The sequence below is a fragment of the Flavobacterium sp. genome, from assembly GCF_036515215.1.
In the GTDB taxonomy this organism is placed as follows: domain Bacteria; phylum Bacteroidota; class Bacteroidia; order Flavobacteriales; family Flavobacteriaceae; genus Flavobacterium.
The window spans coordinates 1-6139 of the sequence record NZ_DATBVQ010000098.1; the positions used below are offsets into that span (position 1 = coordinate 1).

Genomic DNA, 6139 nt, shown 5'->3' on the forward strand with positions numbered 1-6139 from the left:
ATAAGTCCTTCGGAAGAAATAAATTCTGAGTACATCATATCGGCACCATGGGCTTTACACAACCTGCGAAAAGGCGGGTCACTCACGTCCTCCATAGGAGCGAGAAGTAAAGGAAAATCCGGTAATTCTATGTTGCCAATCTTAATCATCTTCTTAAATTTTGTGCAAAATTACAACATTTAGATGAATAGATTATCCAAGTATGGAATTGAACTCTATTTTGCCCTCTAAAAAGTGCTTTTCCTAGTGTCAAAAAAGTGAATTGGTTTCCTACTCATTGGATTATAAATCAATGGATTCAGAATTTCTTTTGTAGTAAACTCAATTTTGGGGCTCACTCGTAGCTTGGCCCTAAAATGGTCTTTTAGCTGTTGCAAAAAAGCGTCTGATTGTTCCTTGACAGCGATTTTAATCAGGATCTCATCCGTTCCTAAATCGTTGGTGGAAATTTCGATAATATGACTTTCAATCATTGGAAAATCGTTCAAAACATCATTCATCGCTGGTGGATACAGGGTTGTCCCTTTATATTTAATCATTTGCTGTTTCCTTCCAATAACGGGTCCGACACGCAAAGTATTTCTTCCGCATGCGCAAGGTTCGTGGTGCAGCTGCACAATATCACCCGTTTTGAAGCGGACTAACGGCATCGCCTCGATTCCCAAAGTGGTAAATGTCAGTTCGCCCGATTCGCCGTTTTTTACGGGTTTGTTATTGTCGTCCAAAACCTCAACGATGATTAATTCTGGATGGTGATGTCCTCCAACTGAATGCTCGCACTCCGTAAAAGCTGTGCTCATTTCTGTCGAAGCATAAGTTGAAAACAACTTAATATTCCATTTTTCGGTAATCTTTTTAGCTAGGATATTCATTGAAAAATCCTGGCTTCGAAGTGACTCGCCAATGCAAATCGCACCTTTTATTCCAGAATTATTGTAATCAATATTGTGCGCTTCGGCATATTCTATAAGCTTTAATAAAAAAGACGGAACCGTAATCAGGTAAGTCGGTTTGTATTTCAATATTGAATCCCACTGCAGTTCAGGAATCCCCGCACCTACGCGGATGACTCCCACTTTCATTTTTCGAAGCCCTAAAAAGTAGGCCAATCCGGCCATGAAACGCCTGTCTATTGTAGTCATTAATTGCACTACATCGCCTTCCTTTATTCCCGCACAACCAAAAGAAATGGCCTCGTTATAGGCCAAACGGTCCAAATCATTGTCGGTCAAGCCAAAAGTCACCGGGTCTCCTAAAGTGCCCGATGTGGTGGCGTAGTCGATGATTTTATTAGCAGGGACACACATAAAATCATCGTTGTTTTTTTGTAAATCTTCTTTGGTGGTAACCGGCAGAAGTTGCAAATCCTCTAATGTTTTGATTTTGCTGATATCTACATTCTCTTTCTCGAAAAGAGCTTTGTAGAAGGGCGAGTTTTCCTTCAACGAAATCAGAAGTTCCATCAATTTACGTTCCTGAAAAGCTTTTATTTCGGCTGATGAGGCGGTTTCTATTTTTGGAATCATTGCAGTTTTCTTTTTATTTTTTTTAAATATTTTTTAATTACCTCTTTTTCGGGAACGGTGGTGATTTCTTTGGTTAATGCTTTTTCGAATTGCCCCTTAGCGAGTTTGTATCTTTTTTCCTTATAAAAACTCAAACCAACCTTATAATAAACTTCCCAGTAGTCCGGATTCAGAGACTGATAGTTTTCAACAAAAGGAATTGGCATAGCTTCTTTTTTTTCTAAAAAAGCATCCGCTTTCCTATCTTCAATTCGAAACAGTTCATAGTTTTTATATTCGTTGGTTTCCAGAAACGGGTCTTTTGGAATATTTAGGTTTTCTTGCTGCAATGAAATTATGGAGTCTTTTGAACTTCTGTTTTTGAAAATTTCATTCAAATCATAGCAAACAAATTCACCCATCTGATATGGATTCGAGGAAACCCAAACCAGTCGTTTTTCTGGTTTGAAAACAATTCCGTGATGTGCCAATAATTGGTTCAATGCCTTTTCGTTTCCGTATCCTAAAGGCCAATTATTTAAACCTTCTTTATTTCGTAGAATTGCGGCTGCTTTTTCAGGGTTGATTTTTTTATTTTCATCAAACAACTCAACCATTCTATCAAACCGATATTTGGAATGACTATTTTTAATTTGGGCTTTATTTCTGTTGTTGGCTTTTAGGGCTTCACTTTGGAAATGATTGGAGCACAGTAATTGATTGCTATTTTCGACCTCATAAACACCTAGACCACTCGGGGAAACTTCAATCAAAACGGCTTTTTTATCCCGAGCACTTCCAATCATAATGGATTCCGAAACAAAGACCGTTCTGCTTTTCGCAATAGCGACAGCTTCATCAATGGTAGCGGCATATTGCAATATTTCTCTTGACAGGATCGAAATGGGAGTTTTGGCAATTAATGGAATTTTAGATTTGCTGGAATTGATCGTTATTGTCAGTCCTTCGTTATTCATTCCGGACACAACACCGATCATGCCCGCCCAAGTCACCATCATAAATGGGTATCCCTTATCAGGATTGACAAAAGCTACTATCTTATCCTTTGCAAAATCATCACCCGCATAAAAATCTAAATTTCGGCCTATAACTAAATTTCCATCCTCGGATTTTTCGTCCCATGCGGCAAAAGAAGAACATCCTGCCAATTTTAAATCCTGCAACACATGTCCGATATCATGAGCCGCATGCAAATATAGACTTCTAAGAAATGGGGGGGCGATGTAGTCAAATTCATGTGAGCTATATTGGGAAACCCCATAAATTTCTGCCTGAAATTCATTGGGAACATTGAGATATACTTTCCTATTATACCATTTCAAAAAATTCCGTACTAAACGCTGTTCGAATTTGGACGGGATAATTTCCTTTATTTTATCGAAAAAAATACTTTCTTGCCTTTTTAGCAAACTGTCAGCCAAACTCCCAAAGGCCAGTCCTCTTTCCAGCGGATCTCCTTCGACATATAATTCCCATAGGCCCTGTTTGTTTTTCAACAAGAAATTGTTTCCCGACGAAAAAGCGGTATCCGAATGTTTTTTCACAATAGGAATTGCATTATTATAGTCCTCCACTTGAGGCTTATGATGCAATGACTTTAATGTCCCACAAGAGAACAAAAGAAAAGAGATTGTAAATAAAACCGAAACATAAAATAGTTTTTTCGCCATCCGTTTTAAATTTTTATTCCAAAGACTTATTGATTTTATTTACCAAATATTCTTTTCCCAAAATTTCGGAACAGGTAACTACAGCTCCAATTGTCACTCCAAGAACCCCGTGCATATTGATGCTTTGACCCGTAAGGTATAAATTATTCAGCTTCGTTTTTGAAGCTATAAATGATTTCATTGGATTATTCGAATCTTTCTCATAACCATACATATTCCCTTTATGCCCACCGATGTAATCCCTATAAGAAAGCGGCGTTGATGTATGAACTGACTTAATACAGTCTCTAAATCCCGGGAATTTGAGCTCTATCATTTGAAGGAATTTTTCTGTTTTCCGCGCTTTAAAAGCTTCGTAACTTTCGCCCCTATCTTCTTTTTCTGATGTGGTATTAAATGTTTGCTCCCACGGTTTCAAATCATCAAACTTCATATAGGTTATAAAAGTCATGCCGTCTGCCCATACATCTGATTTTTTAGTACTGCTCATTGAAGCCATAAAAGCTTTTGGCCAGGACGCTTCGTCATATTCATGTGAAGTCCAAACATTGTCACTACTTGCAAAATGGTAATAATTATGATTTCTGTATTTGAAGGTTTCCGGTTTAAAAACAATGTACAGACTAAATGCGGAAATAACCCCTTCCAAGCTCTTGATCCGATTTAGGTAGGACTTCCTGAACTTGTCTTCACCAGCCATTTTTAAAGTAACTTTGGGGTCTATGTTAGATATAAAAGTTGTTCCCGAAACTACAGAACCATCATTCATCCTAACAGAACTAACCGTGTTTTCCGCTACATCAAATTGAACGACTTCTTTATATTTATATACTTCTCCGCCGTATTTTTTCAGTTGCTTGATCAATTGTTTTGTGATTTGGCTCCCCCCATTGACGCAACGCCAGGAACTTTGCATGTATGAATTTACGGATAACGCATGCACATAAAACGGTGACTTCTCAGCAGTCCCCGCGTATAAAAAATTAGTTCCTGCAAGTACGGCTCTCAATTTTTTATTATCAGTCAATTCGTCGATACATTGTTTGGCATTTACAGCCAATATTTCGGTATCGTATTTGCCTTCCCAATTCAAATTATATAATGGGAATGAATTGCAGGTAGCTTTTACCTTTTCGCAATAATTTTGAATTGCCTCTCTTTCTTCTGGAAAATGTTTTGCCAATTGATCTACAAAATTCTCATATCCTTGGGCATGCGGATATTCTTTTTTTTCATCTTCAAAAGAAATAATATCAAAACCATTCTCATCCAATTGTTTGAGCTTCAAATCGTCCATAATACCCAAATATTTGAAGTATCTGTATAAATTCTGACCTTCTGCCAAACCTCCGATATAATGTATTCCAGTATCAAAAATAGTTTTGTCTCTAACAAAAGTTTGAAGATTTCCTCCATACTGATTGTTTTTTTCGAGTACACAAACGCTGTATCCTTCCTTCGCCAAGATAATTGCAGACACTAATCCGCCTAATCCGCTTCCAATAACAACCACATCATAACGCTCTTTCATCTTATGTCCTTTCTTAAAATGATCAGTTGGTCTTCCTCGCCGTCAACTTTAAAACCCAATTTAATTATCGAGTCTTTAAGATTTGCACTATTTATCAAAATTATACAATCAGTCAACTTCGCTGCTTCTTCCACATTGCCTATATTTTCATCAGAAATCAAAACCACATCATAATTGTTCTGACTAATATCTTCTTTATTTTCAAGGTAGTGAATATTTCGTTTCTTTAGAATATAATTTGTTTTGGAAACTGTTCTTTTTTCTTCGTTCTGGACAAAAGAAACTATTTTTCTCTGTGGTTCCTGAAGCGAAAGCAGCACGTCCAGCTGCCCATAATCATTCCCGTAATGGAATATTTTAGCTTTGGAGTCAATATAGCTGTTTAACTTGTGATATCGCCCCAAATTTTGGTTTAAATCGTTTCCTACGGCTCTGATTACTTCAGTCTCTTTGTAATCAAAACTATTTAGGACCATTTTTTTAAAATAATTTTGATCTTCTAGATTGTGACGCATTTTTTGATAGTGACCTTTAAAAAAAGCGCTTACCTTCTTTGTTCTGGCCGCATAGTCTTTCCCGAAATCTTTATTGTCAGGAGTAATCCTTTTCAAAATTTCTAATGTGGTGCTTCCACCATTAATAACAAAATCTCCTTTTGGCAATACCTCAGAATAGCCATGAATAACAACTGGAATAATATCCAGCTGGAATTGCTCAGCCAGAAAAAAAGCGCCCTTATGAAAGCGTTTTATCGAATTGTCAACGGAACGGGTTCCTTCGGGAAAAACCATTAGCGAAAACCCTTGTTCTACTTTTGCCCGTAAATGTTCTATTCCATTATCAATTCCACTTGAAACGGGATAAAATCCTGCCAAACGGACACCTCTGCCAAAAATCGGGGAATTGTAAACCCAATCGCTAACTAAAAATATGATTTTGGGGCTTAGCATCCCAATAGCCAAAATGTCCAGAAATGAACTGTGGTTAGCAATAATTATGGCTGGTTTTTCAAACGTTTCATTTTGTGTGTTGATGATTTTTCTTCGGATTGACGGATAAGACATCAGCACCGATTGCATGAATTTTGACATTACAAAATGGAACGCCTTTATTTTTCGCCTTTTCGAAAAAGGAATGATTTTTATCAATAGTGCCCCAATAATTGACAAGAGAAAACCACCCAATCCATAATAGGTAAACGAAAGGATGGAATGCAATAATCGTTTAATTTCAAAAGGAGGCTGGCCTTTCTTTACTCTACTAGTCACAAAGAAGCTAAAAACCAATGGTTGCAAAATAAAAGTAATCAGTAGAGCCGAAAAAATACCGATTACAGAAATCATGGAAATGGATTTCAAAGCGGGATGTTTTGCAAACACCAAAACTCCAATTCCCAAAAGTGTTGTCGCTAC

General features: G+C 37.2%; 5 protein-coding genes. All 5 read right to left on the reverse strand.

What is annotated here, in order from left to right:
- On the reverse strand, window positions 1-149 hold a 149-nt coding region (locus VIH09_RS06910; RefSeq protein WP_331579251.1), incomplete at its 3' end, for a tRNA-dihydrouridine synthase.
- A 78-nt stretch (window positions 150-227) separates the two neighbouring features.
- Window positions 228-1526 (reverse strand): phenylacetate--CoA ligase, encoded by a 1299-nt coding sequence (locus VIH09_RS06915; RefSeq protein WP_331579243.1) that lies wholly within the window; start codon window positions 1524-1526, stop codon window positions 228-230.
- Window positions 1523-3196: a C45 family peptidase gene (locus VIH09_RS06920; RefSeq protein ID WP_331579245.1), complete on the reverse strand. Its 1674-nt coding sequence runs from the start codon at window positions 3194-3196 to the stop codon at window positions 1523-1525. Before VIH09_RS06920 ends, VIH09_RS06915 begins: the two co-directional genes overlap by 4 nt.
- Before the next feature lie 13 nt (window positions 3197-3209).
- Window positions 3210-4727 carry an NAD(P)/FAD-dependent oxidoreductase gene (locus VIH09_RS06925; RefSeq protein ID WP_331579247.1) on the reverse strand — a complete coding sequence of 506 codons (1518 nt, stop codon included), beginning with the start codon at window positions 4725-4727 and terminating at the stop codon, window positions 3210-3212.
- Window positions 4724-6139: lysophospholipid acyltransferase family protein (locus VIH09_RS06930; protein ID WP_331579249.1), on the reverse strand; the 1416-nt coding region annotated here is incomplete at its 5' end. The genes VIH09_RS06925 and VIH09_RS06930, both read right to left, overlap by 4 nt.

Coding starts and splice junctions, on each gene's coding strand:
- VIH09_RS06925 (WP_331579247.1), bottom strand. CDS start 4,727: ATGAAAGAGCGTTATGATGTGGTTGTTATTGGAAGCGGATTAGGCGGA.
- VIH09_RS06915 (WP_331579243.1), bottom strand. CDS start 1,526: ATGATTCCAAAAATAGAAACCGCCTCATCAGCCGAAATAAAAGCTTTT.
- VIH09_RS06920 (WP_331579245.1), bottom strand. CDS start 3,196: ATGGCGAAAAAACTATTTTATGTTTCGGTTTTATTTACAATCTCTTTT.